This is a genomic window from Tamlana crocina (assembly GCA_040429635.1).
GTDB classification, from domain to species: domain Bacteria; phylum Bacteroidota; class Bacteroidia; order Flavobacteriales; family Flavobacteriaceae; genus Flavisericum; species Flavisericum crocinum.
On sequence record CP158972.1, the window covers coordinates 2,314,366 to 2,330,186 of the forward strand.

The 15,821-nt window shown below is 34.4% G+C and carries 18 protein-coding genes; 11 read left to right on the forward strand and 7 right to left on the reverse strand.

The window, feature by feature from the left end; genetic code table 11:
• Positions 1-2 precede the first annotated feature (2 nt).
• The 9 genes from ABI125_10300 (at position 3) to ABI125_10340 (ending at position 9,154) form a co-directional block, all read left to right on the forward strand.
• Entirely contained in the window at positions 3-1,253 is a 1,251-nt protein-coding gene (locus tag ABI125_10300) for a GNAT family N-acetyltransferase (protein XCF05114.1), read from the forward strand.
• A 41-nt stretch (positions 1,254-1,294) separates the two neighbouring features.
• Positions 1,295-2,467, forward strand: coding sequence for a GNAT family N-acetyltransferase (locus ABI125_10305; protein XCF05115.1), 1,173 nt, complete (start codon positions 1,295-1,297; stop codon positions 2,465-2,467).
• A 1-nt stretch (position 2,468) separates the two neighbouring features.
• Entirely contained in the window at positions 2,469-3,371 is a 903-nt protein-coding gene (locus tag ABI125_10310; protein XCF05116.1) for a GNAT family N-acetyltransferase, read from the forward strand.
• A gap of 20 nt (positions 3,372-3,391) precedes the next feature.
• Positions 3,392-4,546 carry a GNAT family N-acetyltransferase gene (locus tag ABI125_10315; protein XCF05117.1) on the forward strand — a complete coding sequence of 385 codons (1,155 nt, stop codon included), beginning with the start codon at positions 3,392-3,394 and terminating at the stop codon, positions 4,544-4,546.
• 14 nt (positions 4,547-4,560) lie between these two features.
• On the forward strand, positions 4,561-5,718 hold the full coding sequence (locus ABI125_10320) for a GNAT family N-acetyltransferase (GenBank protein XCF05118.1): 1,158 nt from the start codon (positions 4,561-4,563) through the stop codon (positions 5,716-5,718).
• 87 nt (positions 5,719-5,805) lie between these two features.
• Entirely contained in the window at positions 5,806-6,630 is an 825-nt protein-coding gene (locus tag ABI125_10325) for a cupin-like domain-containing protein (GenBank protein ID XCF05119.1), read from the forward strand.
• A gap of 81 nt (positions 6,631-6,711) precedes the next feature.
• The gene (locus tag ABI125_10330; GenBank protein XCF05120.1) at positions 6,712-7,152 is read left to right on the forward strand and encodes a hypothetical protein; all 441 of its coding nucleotides are present in this window, start codon (positions 6,712-6,714) and stop codon (positions 7,150-7,152) included.
• 3 nt (positions 7,153-7,155) lie between these two features.
• Positions 7,156-8,205: an HTTM domain-containing protein gene (locus ABI125_10335; GenBank protein ID XCF05121.1), complete on the forward strand. Its 1,050-nt coding sequence runs from the start codon at positions 7,156-7,158 to the stop codon at positions 8,203-8,205.
• A 4-nt stretch (positions 8,206-8,209) separates the two neighbouring features.
• Entirely contained in the window at positions 8,210-9,154 is a 945-nt protein-coding gene (locus tag ABI125_10340) for a hypothetical protein (protein ID XCF05122.1), read from the forward strand.
• Positions 9,155-9,161: 7 nt separating this feature from the next.
• Here the strand turns inward: ABI125_10340 and ABI125_10345 are convergent, their stop codons facing one another.
• From ABI125_10345 to ABI125_10365, 5 genes are all read right to left on the reverse strand, one after another.
• Entirely contained in the window at positions 9,162-9,728 is a 567-nt protein-coding gene (locus ABI125_10345; protein ID XCF05123.1) for a hypothetical protein, read from the reverse strand.
• Complete coding sequence (locus ABI125_10350) at positions 9,704-10,117, reverse strand: hypothetical protein (protein XCF05124.1); 414 nt, start codon at positions 10,115-10,117, stop codon at positions 9,704-9,706. Before ABI125_10350 ends, ABI125_10345 begins: the two co-directional genes overlap by 25 nt.
• A gap of 5 nt (positions 10,118-10,122) precedes the next feature.
• Positions 10,123-11,574 (reverse strand): MBOAT family O-acyltransferase, encoded by a 1,452-nt coding sequence (locus ABI125_10355; protein ID XCF05125.1) that lies wholly within the window; start codon positions 11,572-11,574, stop codon positions 10,123-10,125.
• 176 nt (positions 11,575-11,750) lie between these two features.
• Entirely contained in the window at positions 11,751-12,230 is a 480-nt protein-coding gene (locus ABI125_10360; protein XCF05126.1) for a winged helix-turn-helix transcriptional regulator, read from the reverse strand.
• A gap of 70 nt (positions 12,231-12,300) precedes the next feature.
• Positions 12,301-13,446, reverse strand: coding sequence for a M14 family zinc carboxypeptidase (locus ABI125_10365; protein ID XCF05127.1), 1,146 nt, complete (start codon positions 13,444-13,446; stop codon positions 12,301-12,303).
• A gap of 289 nt (positions 13,447-13,735) precedes the next feature.
• On the opposite strand from ABI125_10365, the gene ABI125_10370 reads away from it, so the two are divergent.
• Positions 13,736-14,131, forward strand: coding sequence for a helix-turn-helix transcriptional regulator (locus tag ABI125_10370; GenBank protein ID XCF05128.1), 396 nt, complete (start codon positions 13,736-13,738; stop codon positions 14,129-14,131).
• A gap of 37 nt (positions 14,132-14,168) precedes the next feature.
• A complete protein-coding gene (locus ABI125_10375; GenBank protein XCF05129.1) occupies positions 14,169-14,537 on the forward strand; it encodes a DNA topoisomerase IV in 369 nt (122 codons plus the stop codon).
• A gap of 3 nt (positions 14,538-14,540) precedes the next feature.
• On the opposite strand, the gene ABI125_10380 is transcribed toward ABI125_10375, so the two are convergent.
• Both ABI125_10380 and ABI125_10385 read right to left on the reverse strand, forming a co-directional pair.
• Positions 14,541-15,041, reverse strand: a complete 501-nt coding sequence (locus tag ABI125_10380; protein ID XCF05130.1) for a hydrolase — start codon at positions 15,039-15,041, stop codon at positions 14,541-14,543.
• Positions 15,042-15,050: 9 nt separating this feature from the next.
• Positions 15,051-15,812, reverse strand: coding sequence for an MBL fold metallo-hydrolase (locus ABI125_10385; protein XCF05131.1), 762 nt, complete (start codon positions 15,810-15,812; stop codon positions 15,051-15,053).
• Between the last annotated feature and the right edge of the window lie 9 nt (positions 15,813-15,821).

The window sequence follows — 15,821 nt, forward strand, 5'->3', positions numbered from 1 at the left end:
TCGTGATAGTTGACAATCCGTTTACATCGAAAACATTTACAAAACTATGGTCTGCTAACTTTATTAAAAATCAGCAAACCTATCATTTCGATTTTATAAACGGAGTTTCTTTTTTTAAGCCTCGTAAAAATATACCTTTACATACCAATTTAGGGCAAAATTTAACCAAAGGGATTTCTTACCAAACCAACTTAAATGCGGATTGGACCCCAGGAAAAAAGAAAACCTTTCTTATTTATGATATTCCGGAGTACTCTGAATTACAAAACGAAGTCCCCAAAAGTTTCAAACTAAAAAAAATAAGGCAATACACTGGTTTTATTACCCAACTAGGTAATTATAAAAACTTTGACGATTATTTTCAAAAAACCTTCAGTAAAAAAAGTAGGTACAAATTTAAAAGCTACCAACGCAATCTGGAAAATTGCTTTGATGTAAAGTATGTGCACTATTTAGGAAGCATCTCAAAACAGGATTACGACTTGGTTTTTGATGTGTTTTACGACATGTTGAAAAAACGTTTTGATGAAAAATCGGAAGCCAACAACAATCTTGAAGAACAGGAATGGACCTTTTACTACAATTCCGTTTACGAGTTAATTTTAGAGAAAAAAGCGTCGTTATTTGTTATTTATCAAGCTGAAAAGCCCATAGCTATTTCATTGAATTACTTGTCTAGCGATATTTTATTTTTTGCTATGACCTCGTTTGATATTGATTACTACAAGTTTAATCTAGGTAAAATCCATTTAATGGAACTTTTTAAATGGTGTTTTGAAAACAATATAAAAACCTTCGATTTTTCAAAAGGTTATTACGATTACAAAGAGCGCTGGGGCGATAAACAATACCATTTTTATTACCATATTTTATACGATGCCAAATCAATCCCTTCAACTTTATTGGCTAATGGTCTGTCGTTATTTTTAAAGTTCAAGCAATATGCTAGGGACAAAAACCTCACCCAAACCATCAACAAATTCAAACACTATTTGACTCCAAACACCACAAAACAAATAGAAGCTGAAATAAAGGAAGTTGAATTTAATTTTGAGGAAACCCCGACAGAAAACTTAGAAAATATTCCTTTTAACGAGAATGTGAGTTTTTTAAACAAAAGTATTTACGATTTTCTATATTTAAACAACGAACACATTAGTAATTTTACATTGTATAAGATTAAAAACAGCCCCAAAATCATTTTTGTTTTTAAAGGTAAAAATGCTGCGCAAGCTTACGAACTTGCGTCATAACTAAGTTCGTTCACTATTGAAATAATCATACAACATAATTTATGTTAACCAACCTACGCATTAAAAATAATTTTTATTCGGATTTATTTGAAAAGGGAAAAGTTTCAAAGGCAATTAATCGTTTGGAGCTAAAGAATGATGGTTCGGTTATTCATCAATCAAATGAAATCGAGGTTGCAGATTCAAAAATTCACACCCAAATACTGGTCCCCGATTATTTAAACGTGACCTCACCTCCGCAACTAACCGCACGAAAAGTTTTTCATAAAAAAGGTTATAGTATTAATGTTCAACCTATTTCGGATATTGACAATTATTTAAAAGAAAACGCCGGAACCAACTTTAAAAAAAACACACTAAGAACATTAAAAAGGCTGGAGAACTGTTTCAATATAAAGTATAAAATGTTTTTTGGCTCCATTGAAAGTTCCACTTATAACCATTTAATGGACGCCCTTTTAAACATGATACACAATCGGTTTCAGGAACGAAAAGGAAGAAACCGCGTGATTGAAGATTGGGACTATTATAAAAATATTTGCTTTAATTTAATAAATAGCAAAAGCGCCTCACTTTTTGTGATTTACAGCGGTGAAGAACCCATCGAAATTTCATTAAATTTCCATCAAGGTACCATCATGTATAGCGCCATTTCGTCGTACAATTTGGATTATCACAAATTCAGTTTGGGCAATGTTGAAATATACAGGCAATTGGAGTGGTGTTTAAAAAACAACATTTCCTTTTTCGATATGGGTTACGGCAATTTTGACTATAAAATAAAATGGAGCAACTTAACTTATAATTTCAATACCCTAGTTATTTCTAAAAACGATAATTTCATTGTAAAACTTTACACATTTTATTTAAAGCACAAATATCGTTTTATCAATTACCTGATTGAAAAAGAAGTGATGGATACGGTTAGAAATCTACTATCCTCATTTAAACCAAAAAAAAATAACAAAGCCGATCTAGACCAATATAAATTTGAAGATTACAATACGCCAACGCCAATAAACGAAGAGTTAAAACCTATAAAAATAAGTAATACCGAATATGCTTTTTTGCAAAAACCGCTCAACGAATTTTTATATGCCTCGACGGAACATATTAGTAAGGTTAAAATATTCAACGTCATAAACGCTGAAAAGACATTTGTTTTTCAGGGGATAAAAAAAAGCGCTAAACTCATTTTTAAAAAAGACAACTAACATGGTCATAAAAAGAAATCAATTTTTATGGGATTTTTACAAATGTAGTAAGGGCATTATTCCTGGTTGCTTAAAATCGGTGAGCTACGAAAAATCAGAATTTAAAAACCCCAATGTTTTAAACAAAGACCAATTGCCCAAAGTGTGCTATATGAGCCTCTTCCCTACCTTTCTTAACGCCGAACTGGTTGATGAAGACAATTATAAGGTAAAAAAAATAGAGCATTATGGTTTTTCGGGCGGTGCTATGTTGGTTTCCGATTCCAATTCAACCGACGATTACCTTAAAAAGTTCACCAAAAGACAACTGCGCGTTAATTTAAAGCGCGCCATGAAAAAGCTTGAAGATGCACATGCCGTTAAATACGAGTATCATTTTGGAGACATAAGTGATGAAACATGTAAAAATCTTCTAAGCGCTCTTCGAAATATGATTTTAGGGCGCTTTGACGGCCGAGTTGAAGACCATGTGTTTTTGATGGAGTGGGATAAAAACACAGATGATTTAGCCGAATCGATAAGAGCTAAAAAATCTTCTTTATTTGTGGTTTATGCGGATGATAAACCAATTAGCATTTCGGTAAATCGGCACATCAACAACACAATACTGTTTAGTGAAACCCATTCGTTTGATACTGATTACACGAAATACAGCTTGGGACATATCGATAACTACATGTTATTAAATTGGGCCATTGAAAACCAATATCCCTATATTGATTTAGGCATCGGGGTTTTCGATTATAAAAGTAAATGGTGCAACTCTATTTACGATATTGAATACTTGGTTTTTTACAAAAAGAAATCTACATTGGCCTATACCATTGCCCAATTTGAAGCAGGAAAAATCAATTTAAAGAATACGGTCAAAGCTCTAAAAGATCGTATTCAAAAAAATAAATAAGCTATTTTAAATAACGCTATATGCCGATTTTAAAAAAACAGGATTTTTACAACACATTTTACCAAAAGGACCAAATTCCCGATTGCTACGAATCGATTTCTTTTGGTAACCAACAAGACATTTTTAAGCAGAGCGTAAAAAAAACGCAAAGCAAGGCTTATGTCATCACTTTGTTTCCCAAATACTTTGGTTATAAGTTGTCAGACAATACCCTTAAAATCAATAAAATCGAGCAAACCAATTTAGATGGTTTTGCCATAAACCTTGAAGGCTGTGAAACTGCAGACCAATATCTCCAAAAGAACATAAAGTCGAAAACCCGTTCACCCATATTACGACGGATAAAACGGTTTGAATCCTGCTTTGATGTAGAATACAAACTATTTTTCGGAGCCATTGAAAAAGAGATTTACCATCGGGCCATGAGTACCCTAAAAAGTATGTTGGAGCTCCGTTTTTCACAAAAGGACGACAGTACCGAAATTCTAGAAAAATGGCATCAATACCACGAATCTACTTATGACAAAATCTTAAACAAAGAAGCTTCGTTATTTATCACTTACGCATCTGGCCGAATGGTAGCCATATCAATAAACTACCATATCAACAAAGTATTTATCGGCCATATTTTCTGTTATGATATCACTTACTCTAAATTCAGTTTGGGCAACATGATGGTTTATAAACTTTTGGAGTGGTGCTGTGAAAACGATTATTTAATAATGGATATGGGCAATGGCGACCTTGAGTACAAGCAAATTTGGTGCAATAATAAGTATCATTACGATTATCATTTTATTCACCACAAAAATTCGTTAGCCGCCATTTTCGCAACAAGCGTTCAAATGGGAATTATAAAACTGAAGAACCTACTTAAAACCTTAAAAATAGACGAGGCATATAAAAAGCTAAGAGAAAACAAAAGCACAGCAAGTCATCCGTTTGAAGTGTTTCCTGAATATAAAGTGGAACACATGGATGCAAATAATGATAAAAGCAGATTACTTTCTCCCATCACTTTAAACCATCCAAACTTTGATTTTCTAAAAAAACCAGTAAACGATTTTTTATATTTGAACAAGGAGCATTATAGCCAATTGAAAATATTTCAAATAGATTCAAAAAACTTCCTTTTAATGGGACAACAAAATACTGAAAAAATCATATTGGAATAAGTAACATGAAACCGATGAAGTACATTGATTTTTACGCCACCCTAACCGAACACAACCAGGTCCCCTCCTATTACAAAGCCTTAACATACAATTGCAATAACAGTGTTTATTACAAACATAATCAAGATTGTACAGAAACCAAAAACCCAGTTTCAACAAAACTATTCCCATTATATTTAAAGCCAGAGCTTCTGGACAATCCTTCTTTAGAAATAAAAAAAGTACCACAGAAAAAAATAACCGGTTATGCCATCGACTTGAAAAACATGAATAACATCGATGGCTTTTTAACCCAAGAGTACAGTAAAAGTTTTCGGGCCAATATCCGCCGGTTAAAAAAGCGATTCGAAGACTGTTTTACGGTAAGCTATCAAATGTTTTTCGGCAGCATCTCAAAAGACGATTACAATTACTATATGGACAAGCTCCACAAAATGCTCTCCATTAGATTTGACCAAAGAAACGAAAGCAACGACATACTCAATAATTGGGACTTTTACCTAGAAAGCACTTATAACATGGTGCTTGAAAAGAAGGCTTCCATATTTGTGATTTACGAAAATAATATTCCGGTGCATGTTTGTATAAACCATCATTTTAACAATATTTTATTCGTTTCCATCCCTTCTTACGATATTGATTATTCAAAATTTGCATTAGGCAATATCTCCATTTATAAATTACTGGAATGGGCTTTAAATAACAACTATTTAATGCTCGATATGGCCTACGGCACCTTGGAGTACAAAAGACGTTGGAGCAATTTAATCTACGATTTTGAACACCACATTATTTATGACAAAAGCAAATTTGGCCAAGTACTAGCGAGCACTCTGGAAGTCAATAAAATTCAGTTTAAAAACATACTAAAACGCTATGGCATTGATGAGTATGTTAAAAAACTGAAAGCCTTAAAAAACAGGAAAAACACATTTCCTGAAGAGGTAAGTTACACAATTGAAGAAGATTTAGAAACATCGACAAACAACCTTGAACCAATAGACATCTACTCAAAGGAACATGCGTCCATCAAAAAAATAGTTTTCGAGTTTTTGTATGCCAAAAAAGCGCACATAGACGAACTTAAATTGTTTAAGGGTGAAACACCTAACACATTTGTAATTGACTACAAAAACAAAACGCACCTTGTAGCTGTTATACCAACCCCATAAATCTAATTATCTGACAATTTATCGATTATTATAAAAATTGAACAAAATTAAACAGATATTTACACTAATTAACTTAACCTTTTCTGTATGAATATTTTAAACGAGGTACTTGAACTTAGTCAACCTGTTGACGAGGTAACTTCATTAGACTCCAAAACTTTCAAAAATAAATATTTTAACAAAAAGCCCGTATTAATTAAAGGTATGGCCAAAGATTGGGGTGCTACCAAAACATGGGATTTAGATTTCTTTTTAAAACTAAAAAATGAAAAAGAAGTCGATTTGCTTTCCGGAAACTTTATACAGGACGATAATCGGTATAAAAAATCGTCATTTCAGTCGTTCATACAGAAGTTAAAAGATGCCGAGGAGAAACAGGAAGACATAAAAGACTACCTGACCACTATGGATATTTTTAAATATTTCCCAGACCTTAAAAATGATATCGACTTTTCATTTTTTGAAAATCATGTTGATATTAACGATGTTACTGCTTGGATTGGCCCTAAAGGAACCGTTTCGGGTTTCCACAACGATACAGGAAAAAACATGTATGCCCAAATTAAAGGCAAAAAGATGTTTATTATTGTTTCGCCAAAAGACAATAAAAAAATGTATGCCAGTTCAAAGTACATTAACGGTGGTGAAGCCAGTGAGGTAGATATCAATAATTATAACGCTGAAAAATTCCCTAATTTCAAAAAAGCCCGATTTATAAAGGTAATATTAGAACCAGGCGATGTCCTGCACGTACCATCTAAGTGGTGGCACTACGTACAATCGTTGGATACCTCTATCAGCATTAGTGATTTTGGATTTTCAAACTTCGAAATGTTTAAAATCAGAGCCGTTGACTACCTGCACAGAAGAGGATATTACAAATCTAAAAACTGCTTTTGCTGCGGTAAATAACCTCATATGTTTCCACAGAAAATCAAAAAAATTTACAAGTCCGTCATAATCGCATTGGTTTTGATACCAAATGTTTTTGTGATGGTATTTGGCATAGAGAGCTTCCCTTACACTTGCGCTCCTATGTTTGGGCATTATATTGATGATAACACCAACTTGTACCTACTTAAGTTTGAAGGAGTAAAAGATTCCATAGCCACCGACCTTACCGACTATTACGGTAAGCCCGATGAATTTTTTATCAGACATTTTTTTAGCAAAGTTTATGGTTCTTCAGAAGACATCTCCCCTTTTACCGATAAATTATCTGAAAGCCCGGAAGCCTTTCAAAATAGAATGGATGAGTTTTTTAATGATTTTACCGAAAGCATTTCTGTTGAACACAACCTGTCTTTTGACAAAATTGTATTGAGTGCAGTAAAAGTGAACCACAATCGGGAACCACAATCTGGACCAAAAACCATTGGACATTTTGATACGAAAACCAAAAGCTACGTTTCAGCTTACCAAACATCAAAATAACATATGCAATCAGTTATTATAAAAATACTTTTCGTAATTGAGCTCTTTACCAAAAACCCACTTAGTATCTTAAGGATAACCCTCCCTTTTTTATTCACAAAAAAAATACTCGAAAATTTTGGCTATGGTTTTTATTCTGAATTTGATGCTTCATACTCGCTTTCAAAAACTTGGTTTTTGAATATGCTACCCGATGCATTATTTACACTAAGTCAAAATGAATTCAATCTTATAAAATACGCCATCCTAGTTGCTGGTATCTGTGCCGTAATTGGCTTTTTGGGCAGATTAAGCTTGTTTTTTCTTGCCATAGTTGGTTTTACTGTTTTCGGAATGGGAGAAGGCTATGGTCTTTTTGACCACCATATGTCACTGCCCTGTCAAGTTATTTTCGCCTTAGCCTTGGTGCCGGGGTCGATGAGAATCTCCATTGACCATTGGATTGTTGGTTTTTTCAAACAAAAAGAAGCTCAAAACATGACTCCAAATTGGGGCACCAATCTTATTTTACTGCTTTTAGTATTGACCTATTTTTCGGCAGGCATTTCAAAATTGCGATACGGTCATGGTATCAAGTGGCTTAACGGATCAACACTAAGTTTCTACTTAAACGAACATACCGATTCCTTTAAAAATGGAGACAAACAATTAGTGTTTTCAGACAACCAAACTGAACCAGAACAATTATGGAAGGACGAATTTGGATTTGTGGCCCATACTTACGGTAATTACCAAACCGTTAAAAAATGGAACAATATTGCGCAGTATATTACAGATAACAAATTTTTAATTATCTTATTATCAGTTGGATCCTTGCTTTTTGAACTTTTAGGCTTTGTGGTGTTTATCAACAGTAAATATCGAAATATTTATTTGGTTTCGGCCATTATTTTCCACATGTCAATAGGTCAATTAATGGGTATTTCATTCAGACAATATCGTTTAATATGCTTTTGTTTAATTGATTGGCACTCCATTTTCAAATACGTGATGGGTCTAGTTAATGAAATTGATTTTGTAAAACGCCTAAACTTAAAACCGAGCAATCAGTAAAATTATGAAACGGTTAATTGGAAAAATAATACTGTATGCCTTTTTAATCTGTCTTTGTTTAGAAGGACTGGTACGTGTTTTGCATTTGTACCAACAATACCCGCCGTATGAAATTAACGAACTGAATGTCGAGGTAAATACTCCAAACCAAAACGGCTACTACGTAACAGGTAACCGCCGTATGAACTTTGCCCAATATCACATAAACAGTTCTGGGTTTAACTCGTACCGAGAATTTACCCCTAATGAAAAAGATATCGAAATAGCCCTGATAGGCGATTCGTTTATCGAAGGGTTTCACCAAAACTTCTATGAATCTACAGGAAAGAAAATTGAAGATTTATTGAATAACAAAGTAAAGGTTTTTGAATACGGTTATTCGGGCTACGATTTGGCCGACCAACTTCATTTAATCAAAGCGTATAAAGACCAATTTCAGTATATAGATTACACTTTCATTTACATGAAATTTTATACTGATTTGGAAAGGGGCGAATACAAGCCCAACCATTTCCGTGTTAACCTTCAAAACAGATTGGTTTACAAAATAAAAGACAACATTAAACTACTCACTTACGCCCAAAACATTGGAGTATTTAGAGCTTTTTTGCGATTAAAAAATACTTTGACGGGGCACAGTAACGAAGAAAGAGAATATGTTGACGACCACGCTTCTGAAGAAGACACCAAAACCTATTTAGAAAACTTTAAAACCCTAACTAGCACATTTCCGGTCGACAAAAACAAAACGATTTTTCTTCTTAATTCCGAAAAAACGAGTGACCTATTTTTAAAACATTGCGATTCAATTGGGTACAAGTATTTAGACTTCGGCCCCGCTATGAAAGCCTCCAAAAAACCAACAACGCTAATCTACGATCAGCATTGGAATAACCACGGACGTAATATTTTGGCTTCGGTAATAGCTGAATACTTAAAAAAACAATAAAGTTGACTTACAGGCGAGAATCAATTTTCTTGATGTAGTCAGCCACCACAGAGGCTATAATGGTTCGCCCCCTATCATTCCAGTGTCTATCGTAAATCAAAATGGTAGGCTTGGTTTCTTTTTCAAAAGCTGGTCCAAAATCTAAATATTTATAACCCATTTTATCACAGTGTTCAATAAACAAAGGGCTGGTTTTGCGCTTATCCAATAAAAAGGTATTCTTTTCCTTATTGAAACCATAACGCCCCACAACCGCTTTGAAATTATCTAAATACTCCAACGCCAACTTATACTCCTCTTCAGGACCGGGCTCCTCTTCTCCATTATTTTGTGGCCTTTTACCGTATATCATATTTTTAACCACATCAAAAAGGCCAATGCCATTAGCATATTTTAATAATCGTATATAATTTTTTATTTTGAATTTAAAGGTGTGCTTTAAATTCACCAAAGCATGGTCAGGCTTTATTTCACGCCTTTTAAAATCATTTTCAAACTTCATGTATATAAAAACATGATCAATCAGGTCGAAATCTTTTTTATATGAATTTAAAATATGTAATTGATCAGACATATCATCCCCCCTCGGCCATACTCGCAAACCCCTATATTTTTAATTAAATTGTTTTCAATCTTTTTGCCGGTGGAATCGTAATAATGCTGATTAACCCCCTCAATGAATGAATCACCTATTAACGCAATTTCAATTTTATCGGCCGATGGCGTAAACTCACGATAAGAGTTAAAGCCCGATTTGTTGATTCTGAATTCGCAAAAATTCATCCTTCGGTTTCCCGTAACCGAAAAGCCAACTTGACCGGGAACAGTTTTTTGGATACCGTACTCGTCTATGAACAAATGCAACGGAACATCATTATACAAATGAAAAACACGCACCAGCCCTTCAAGCGCTAAAAGTACTAGCACTATATATAAGCCGATTTTCAGTACAAACTTTTTCATTGTGTTTAAAACTGGAAGTAAATAAACGACCTATCAACACCATCGTCATAAAATAGCATCATCAATAATATAATAATGGTGTAAACGGCAAACCTCAAATATTTCGATTTAAACTTAAACGGCGAACGCTCATCCCTTCTCATTCGGTACTCATACAAAACGAACGCGGCCATAAGCAAATAATAATCAATCATACGGTACCCTTGTGGATTCATGTATTCAGCATAAGAAAAATTTGAAAAAATATGCTCTATAAACCCGAAAGCACTCGTTATGGATTCCGATCTAAAAAAGATACGCGAAAACGTAACGATACCAAATGTTAGCAGGAGCTGTCCTATTTCAATTAATGATGGGAAAAAGGAATTTTCGCCAACCACGCTGTTTTTGTAAATGGTATTTCTACCCATTAAAAACACCGGAATAAAAGCTACCGCATGGAATGCTCCCCAAAAAATAAAGGTCCAATTGGCACCATGCCAAAAACCACTCACCAAAAAAATGATAATAATGTTTCTTACCGATTTTAACTTACTAACACGTGATCCACCTAACGGAATATAAATATAGTGACGAAACCATGTTGACAGAGACACGTGCCATCGCTGCCAATATTCGGCTACATTTCTCGAAAAATGCGGAAACCTAAAGTTAGACATCAATTCAATACCAAAAAGCTTTGCGGTGCCGATAGCGATATCGGAGTAACCACTAAAATCACCATACACTTGAAAGCTAAACATGGTAACACCCAAAATCAATGTTGAAGCCGGATAGCTAGAGTAATTGGCGAAAATATCATCTACCATGGGCGCCAATGAATCTGCAATCACTATCTTTTTAAACAATCCCCACAATATCAACTTTAAGCCACCAACCGCTTGGTTATAGTCGAAAGTGCGTTTATTAAGTATTTGCGACAATAAATTGGAGGCTCGTTCAATAGGCCCCGCAACCAACTGAGGGAAAAAGCTAACAAAAGCAGCAAATGATAAAAAGTCGGTGGTTGGCTTGAGTCGTTTATAATAAATGTCGAACGAGTAGGACATTGTCTGGAAGGTGTAAAACGATATACCTACAGGAAGCAACACTTGCAAAGTCCAAGTGCTTTTTATGTTGTAACCAAACATGGTAAACATATCTACCCATGAATCCACAAAAAAGTTGAAATATTTAAAAAAGCCTAAAAGCCCTACGTTAAAAAAGACACTAACCCAAAGCCATCTTCTTCTTTTTTTCTTTTCTTGATGGCGGTCTATAGCAAGTCCCACCAAATAATCGACTACTGTACTCAAAAGGATTAACGACAGAAACCTCCAGTCCCACCATCCGTAAAACACATAACTTGAAACGAGCAATAGGACATTCTGCCCCTTTAAGGTCTTCTTTAGTACAAACCAATACAGTAAGAAAACAAATACTAAGAATATAAAAAACTCCAGTGAGTTGAATACCATTGGAAGAGAGGGTTTGGTTAGTAATATTATTAATAGCTGTATATACAAACATCTTAAAACGACTTAACATTGTCAAAAAAAATCTTTGAAATGCATTTTAATCTACCTGATTGTAGCGCACAAAAAAAGCCCTTTGATTAAAGGACTTTTAATTGATATTTAGGATTTCTTTATTTTTACAAATCGTTAAATATAGAATGCATCAAACGTTTTTTATCATTAATGCTTTCCTCTAAAGAAATCATGGTTTCGGTTCTGTAAACACCTTCAATATCATCCAAAAGGAAAATAACCTCTTTGGCATGTTCTGTACTTCTTGCTCGAATTTTACAGAAAATATTGAATTTACCGGTAGTAATATGCGCCACCGTTACAAAAGGAATTTCATTGATACGCTCTAAAACAAACTTAGTTTGGGATGTGTTGTTTAAATACACTCCAACATAGGCAATAAACGAATACCCTAATTTTTTATAATCTAACATTAAAGAAGACCCTTTTATGATTCCGGATTCCTCCATTTTTTTTACACGAACATGCACTGTACCAGCAGATATTAATAATTTCTTTGCGATGTCCGTAAACGGAATTCTTGTATTATCAATCAGCATATCTAAAATTTGATGATCAATTTCGTCTAATTTAATTTTCCCCATAATTAACTTTTCTTAAATAAAGACCAAAAATAATACATTTTCATTAAAAATAACACGCAAACCATATGCTTTATTCCGATATTAATGAAGTTTTTTTATTTTTTATCATCACGAAAACGTTTTCGCTGTCTATTTTCAGCAATTCTCCTGTTACTGTTTTTACTTCATTACCCTGAACGTCAATCTCTTTATGACCAAAAAAATTATTTAAATCCCCAATTTCAACCACTTTGGGGATAAATTGAATTCTCCCCTCTATTAATCGTTCCTGAAATTGAATAGCCACATCATGTTTTTCGACTCCAATTTTAGCGTTTCGAATTATAACATCAAAAAAGCACTTCTCGTTTTCTGGAATATCGAAATATGCCTCATATAACTGTCCGGTTATTTTATTATTGGAGATATATTGTAACGACGTTAAATACGATATATATATGAGCTCACGTGTTTTTTCCCTTCCGTAATCACCAGGATAATGCCCCGCCTCAAAAAGAATAGTCGGTACATTTTCAGACTGAAACGTATCCCCAACACAATTTAAGTTAAAAGCATCATCGTAAACCCCCACATGGCTTGGTATCAGTTCCTGTAAAAACCGGTTCATTTCTGCAATAATTTCCATTGAGACTTTTCGGTTTTCCGTAACCGTACAACCCTCATCTTGCGCTGGGGATAAAAAGGACACTATAGCCGATTTATTGCGCTTTCCGACACTAAAAATAGTACGTTGCCCATGCAGGTTATAGCAAAAATGAGGTTTAAAGCTATTAAAAACAGCCCTTAACACCTTGCTCTCTGGTTGAGTAAGATTTTGCGCATCTCTATTCAAATCAATTTCATTAGCGTTCACCCGAGTATAAGCCTCGGCGCCATCCGGATTTAAAATAGGAATGACATACAGTGTACAGCTCTCTAAGATATCGTTTACGCCAGATGAATTGGCCAATAAAGTGTTTAACAAATCAAACAACGCCTTGGTGGTGGTCGATTCGTTACCGTGCATTTGAGACCACATCAACACGCGCTTTTTACCTGTACCTATTTTTAAACCATAAATAGGTTTACCCAAAACCGACTGACCAATAGTTTCACGCCAAACGGAATTATCAAATTTTTCGAGTAGAGGCTCAATATGTTTATTGGTAATGTAACGGTGACTTAACGCCAGTTCTTTATGTTTTTTAAAAAGGCTTTTAAGGGCTTCTATTTTCATGTTTTTTATTTGTCACAAATGTAAACAAATAGAATTTTACAAATGTAAACAAGGTTTTTTATTCATTTGTTTACTTTATTAAACAAGAAAATTCACTCCCCTAAACACTCTATCGCCAAAAATCTTAGTGCATTTACAAAATACATTTAAAATATTTGTTTTCAGCATTTTATAAACTAAAATGTAAACATAAGGTTTAGCTTAAATAGTGGTTTAATTCAATATTTTTTTGAAATCAAAGGCAAATGATTACATTTGTAACACCAATAATCTTAACTAAAAGTTTACAATGATAAACAATGAAGATTTTATTGAAAGACTCCAAAAAGTCATTGATTACTATGGAGAATCTGCCTCTTCTTTCGCTGAAAAGATAGGTGTTCAACGTTCCAGTATTTCCCATATTTTATCTGGCAGAAACAAACCGAGTTTAGATTTTATTTTAAAAGTACTGCACACCTTCCCCGATGTTGACCTTTATTGGCTATTTAACGGAAAAGGATATTTTCCTTCTGAAACCACCAAAAACGAAAAAGCACAAAACAATATTCCGGATAAAGCTGTCGCCCCGTCGGCACCCCCTCAAACCAACCGTCAAATAGAAATCGAAAACAACGAAGGCAAGTCCATTGAACGTATTGTTATTTTTTATTCGGACGGAACGTTCAAAAATTTCAAGAATTAATCAGCCGTTCACTACATTTGCCTAAAAATTTAATGTTATGCGCTTTTTACCTTTTGTTGCCTGCTTGCTCTTATTTAATTGCTATGAATCCCAAAGAAATTGCCAGGATTTTAAAACCGGTAACTTTTACAGCGAAGTAGAGATTGAAGGCACCGTTTACAAATCGGTATTTGAGCGCAGCGGAAGCCTTCAGGTTGAGGTTTACGACAACAAAATAGATTCTGCTCAATTGCGTTGGATTAACGATTGCGAAGTGATTTTTAAAACCATCAATCCGAAAAACATGGCCGAAAGAAAGGATGTACACCTTAAAATCCTAACCACAACCGATTCATCCTACACCTATGAATATTCATATGTTGGGGAGTCGAAAAAACAAAAAGGCGTTGCCTATCGCGCTGAATAAATTTTAATCAAAAGGGTAAAGAAAATACTCTACAAGGTTGAATTTTAATTCTCTTTCGGGCGTTAATTCATAAGTCAAGAAAATTTCGCCCCAATATTCACCATCCGAAAAATCGGCAATAATCCATTTGTGATTTAGCATCTTTACGGTATTGATCATCATTTTCCGGCCTTCGCTGGCTGCATAAGGCACAATGGGGTGCTGCCCTTTTACTTCATTTAACTTGTAAAGTTCGTCTTTTATAAAAGGAATCAGTTCATCAATATTATAGCCATCGTTTTCAAAATAACTGATAGCATCTTCATTTCTGTATAAATTGAAGTGTGAGAGTTCCAAAATCTCATCTTGAAGAACTGCAACTGAGTCTTTATATTTTTTGGATAAATCTTTGTACGTACCTAGCTTTTGGTTCATATCCTCAAAAACACGTTTGGAATTCATGAACTGGAAAAGTACCAGCAATACCGAAAACACAAAAAGATACATGAATATTTTTTGTTTCATCCTTTAAATTTATATTGTGATTTGTAATTCGTCATAAGCCAAAAATACATTTTCAGGCAATGCTTTTTCAACTTCTTCATGAAATCCCAAAAGATGACTGATATGTGTTAAATACGCCTTTTCAGGTTTTACCTGTTCTATAAACCGCAAAGCCTCCTCTAAATTGAAATGAGAACGGTGCGGCGTGGTTCGCAACGCGTTTACCACCAAAACCTTCAAGCCTTTCAATTTTTCAACTTCCGCATCTTCTACCGTTTTCATATCAGTTAAATACGCAAAATCCTTAAACCGAAACCCAAACACCTGTAAATCGGCATGCTTACCCTCTATAGGAACAACTTTTAATCCATTCAGATCAAATGGCTGGTTTGTTATAATATTTTCTTCAACGCTGGGTGCGCCTGGGTATTTATTTTCGGTTTCAAAAAAATAATGGAATCGTTTTTTAATTTCTTTCAGTACCCTTTTATGAGCATAAATAGGAACATCGCCTTGCCGAAAGTAAAACGGACGGATATCATCCAAACCCAAAACATGGTCGGAATGCTCATGCGTAAACAAAATACCATCTATTTTGTTGCAATTAGCCCTGAGCATTTGGTATCGAAAATCCGGACCGCAATCTATCACGTACGTAAAGTTGTCCCATTCCACCAAAACAGAAACCCGAAGTCGCTTATCGCGCGGATCTTTGCTCAGGCAAACAGGGTGGTCGCTCCCAATAATGGGGATTCCTTGCGAAGTACCCGTACCAAGAAAGGTAATTTTCAAAATATCGTA